Source organism: Acinetobacter sp. YH12095 (assembly GCF_013419245.1).
GTDB classification, from domain to species: Bacteria; Pseudomonadota; Gammaproteobacteria; order Pseudomonadales; family Moraxellaceae; genus Acinetobacter; species Acinetobacter towneri.
Genome location: NZ_VPAL01000039.1, coordinates 1 through 3,729 on the forward strand (window position 1 = coordinate 1; position 3,729 = coordinate 3,729).

Below are 3,729 nucleotides of genomic sequence, written 5' to 3' on the forward strand. Positions count from 1 at the left end.
GCCAGGCCTCAGCATTTTATTATGGTGATCCCCTGGGCGAAATGCGCCTGGTAAGCAGAGTTTTTGAAATGTAAGGCCTTTGAATAAGACAAAAGGCTGCCTCATCGCTAACTTTGCAACAGTGCCAGTTTTATTACGAACGTGTTTTGGGTGGACAACGGAAAACATATTTCATCGAAAGACCAAAAAAAGAAAAAACACTTCCTGTTGTGATGAGTGAAGAAGAAACCATTCGGGTACTACGCGCTATTGAAAACGTGAAACACAAGGCTATTCTGATGACTATTTATTCGGCAGGTTTGCGCATTTCTGAATGTATAAACCTGAAAATAAAAGACATTGACTCCAAGCGCATGCAAATTCGTATAGAACAGTCAAAAGGAAAAAGAGATCGTTATACCATTTTATCTGAGAAAACATTAATTATTTTAAGAACATACTTTATGGAATATAAACCAAAAGATTATTTATTTGAAGGTCAAAAAGGTGGCGCATACTCAAGCCGAAGTATTCAAAACATTTTTAAAGCAGCTGTTTTAAAAGCAAAGATTCAAAAGGAAGTTACTGTACATACCTTACGACATAGCTTTGCAACGCATTTGCTTGAGAATGGTACGAGTTTACGTTATATTCAATCGTTGTTAGGTCATTCAAGCAGTAAAACAACTGAGGTTTATACACATATTACCACCAAGGGAATGGAACAATTAAAAAGTCCGATGGATTTGTTAGATATATAGAAAGGATTTGTATATTTGAGCAAAACTTAACAAAAAGCACTATGAATATAAATCCTTTTGAGAGAGTAGAAACGAACGGTAAACGGTTGAAAACGGATTTGTCACTGATAATGAAAGGTTTAGCAAAATAAGATATAGTGGATATATACGCCATTTGGCGTATAGCCACTTGTTATGTGCCATTTTTGAATGACAATGCGAATAGATACAGACAAACAAATGAATTTACTTAGTGATAAGAACGTTGCAATAATTGGTGGTGGACCCGTTGGACTGACTATGGCAAAATTATTACAGCAAAACGGCATAGACGTTTCAGTTTACGAAAGAGACAACGACCGAGAGGCAAGAATTTTTGGTGGAACCCTTGACCTACACAAAGGTTCAGGTCAGGAAGCAATGAAAAAAGCGGGATTGTTACAAACTTATTATGACTTAGCCTTACCAATGGGTGTAAATATTGCTGATGAAAAAGGCAATATTTTATCCACAAAAAATGTAAAGCCCGAAAATCGATTTGACAATCCTGAAATAAACAGAAATGACTTAAGGGCTATCTTGTTGAATAGTTTAGAAAACGACACGGTTATTTGGGATAGAAAACTTGTTATGCTTGAACCTGGTAAGAAGAAGTGGACACTAACTTTTGAGAATAAACCGAGTGAAACAGCAGATTTGGTTATTCTTGCCAATGGTGGAATGTCGAAAATAAGGAGCTTTGTTACCGACACGCAAGTTGAAGAAACCGGTACTTTCAACATCCAAGCTGATATTCTTCAACCGGAAATAAACTGTCCCGGATTTTTTCAGCTATGCAACGGCAACCGATTAATGGCGGGACATCAGGGCATTTTATTGTTTGCCAATCCCAATAATAATGGTGCATTGTATTTAGGAATTAGTTTTAAAACGCCCGATGAATGGAAAAATAAAATTCCCTTAGATTTTCAGGACAGAAACAGCGTTGCCGATTTTTTATTGAAAAGATTTTCCAAATGGAGTGAAGTTTACAAACAATTAATACGTTCGGTATCAACATTTCAATGCTTGCCCACAAGGAAATTTCCTTTGAACAATGATTGGAAAAGTAACCGTCCATTACCCATAACAATGATTGGCGATGCTGCTCATTTGATGTCGCCTTTTGCAGGACAGGGTGTAAATACGGGATTATTGGATGCTTTGATATTGTCTGAAAACCTTACAAACGGAGAATTTACAAGTATTGAAAATGCCATCGAAAACTACGAACAACAAATGTTTGTTTATGCAAAAGATACGCAGGACGAATCGACAGAAAACGAAACCGAAATGTTTAGTCCCAATTTTTCGTTTCAAAAATTATTGAATCTATAAACAGTAAGAAAAAACGGCTACTAACAAGCAGTTTTGCAATAGTGGGGCAGAAGTGCAAAATTGAACTTGTGTGCTTCTATCAACTTTTGTACATTAGCTGCCAGTTTAAGATGGGTGCATTTGAGTATGCCCAAAGGAGCCCGCAAGTATGCGCAGGACGAAGCCAGTAGCCGCGCCGATGGTGGCGCGGGTCTATCTGCGCGTCAGCACCGACGCGCAGGACTTGGAACGCCAAGAGGCGATCACTACGGCCGCGAAGGCCGCCGGCTACTACGTCGCCGGCATCTACCGTGAGAAGGCATCCGGCGCACGCGCCGACCGGCCTGAGCTGCTGCGCATGATCGGCGACCTACAGCCCGGCGAGGTGGTCATTGCCGAGAAGATCGACCGCATCAGCCGCCTACCTTTGCCCGAGGCCGAGCGCCTGGTGGCCTCGATACAGGCCAAAGGCGCACGCCTGGCCGTCCCTGGCGTGGTCGATCTATCCGACCTGGCGGCCGAGGCCCAGGGCGTCGCCAAGATCGTGCTGGAAGCCGTGCAGATCATGCTTTTTCGCCTGGCCTTGCAGATGGCCCGCGACGACTACGAGGACAGGCGCGAACGCCAGCGCCAAGGCATTGAGTTGGCCCGCCAGGCCGGGCGGTACAAGGGCCGCCGTGCTGATCCGAAGCGCCGCGCCCAAGTTGTCGCGCTGCGCAAGTCCGGCTACAGCATCAACAAGACCGCCGAGCTGGCCGGGTACAGTGCGGCCCAGGTGAAACGGATATGGGCCGAGGTCAGCCAGGCCGAAGCGAAGCAGCACGGCGCGTTCGTGGAGGACGCATTGACGGAAGCCGATGCCCTGGCCGCTGTCGGCCAGGATGAGCGCCAGGAGGAAAGGGCATGAAGAAGCCGAACCAAGACGACGAGCCGTTTTTCATCACCGAGGAGATTGCGGCCGAAATGATCGCCGGCGGCTATGAGTTCGAGCTGCCGCCCATTCCTTGCACCATCCGCCTACGCGACGTGCTGGAGCGCATGACCGATGCTGAGCTAGCATTGCAGCCGGGCGAGATCGCCGACCAGGAGCGTGAACGCTGCCGGCGCAAGCCGTGTTCAACCTCATGATCTGGTCATGGTATTTTTCATGGCACTGAGCCTGATAGTTCTTGCAAATTGTTGTCACTAAAGGGTTTTGTGTGCTTGTTTACAATCGAGTGGGAGTGACGGGCACTGGCTGGCAATGTCTAGCAACGGCAGGCATTTCGGCTGAGGGTAAAAGAACTTTCCGCTAAGCGATAGACTGTATGTAAACACAGTATTGCAAGGACGCGGAACATGCCTCATGTGGCGGCCAGGACGGCCAGCCGGGATCGGGATACTGGTCGTTACCAGAGCCACCGACCCGAGCAAACCCTTCTCTATCAGATCGTTGACGAGTATTACCCGGCATTCGCTGCGCTTATGGCAGAGCAGGGAAAGGAATTGCCGGGCTATGTGCAACGGGAATTTGAAGAATTTCTCCAATGCGGGCGGCTGGAGCATGGCTTTCTACGGGTTCGCTGCGAGTCTTGCCACGCCGAGCACCTGGTCGCTTTCAGCTGTAAGCGTCGCGGTTTCTGCCCGAGCTGTGGGGCGCGGCGGATGGCCGAAA

At 46.8% G+C, this 3,729-nt stretch carries 5 protein-coding genes; all 5 read left to right on the forward strand.

Going from position 1 to position 3,729, the window contains the following annotated elements; all coding sequences use genetic code 11:
- Positions 1-146: 146 nt before the first annotated feature.
- On the forward strand, positions 147-740 hold the full coding sequence (locus tag FTU35_RS13075; RefSeq protein ID WP_205779272.1) for a tyrosine-type recombinase/integrase: 594 nt from the start codon (positions 147-149) through the stop codon (positions 738-740).
- 189 nt (positions 741-929) lie between these two features.
- Complete coding sequence (locus FTU35_RS13080; RefSeq protein ID WP_024160783.1) at positions 930-2,096, forward strand: tetracycline-inactivating monooxygenase Tet(X3); 1,167 nt, start codon at positions 930-932, stop codon at positions 2,094-2,096.
- Between the two features lie 148 nt (positions 2,097-2,244).
- On the forward strand, positions 2,245-2,982 hold the full coding sequence (locus FTU35_RS13085) for a recombinase family protein (protein WP_001366550.1): 738 nt from the start codon (positions 2,245-2,247) through the stop codon (positions 2,980-2,982).
- Positions 2,979-3,203: a hypothetical protein gene (locus FTU35_RS13090; RefSeq protein WP_000743213.1), complete on the forward strand. Its 225-nt coding sequence runs from the start codon at positions 2,979-2,981 to the stop codon at positions 3,201-3,203. The genes FTU35_RS13085 and FTU35_RS13090 overlap by 4 nt, the downstream gene beginning before the upstream one ends.
- 210 nt (positions 3,204-3,413) lie before the next feature.
- The coding region (locus tag FTU35_RS13095) for a transposase zinc-binding domain-containing protein (protein ID WP_171763821.1) at positions 3,414-3,729 on the forward strand (316 nt) is incomplete at its 3' end.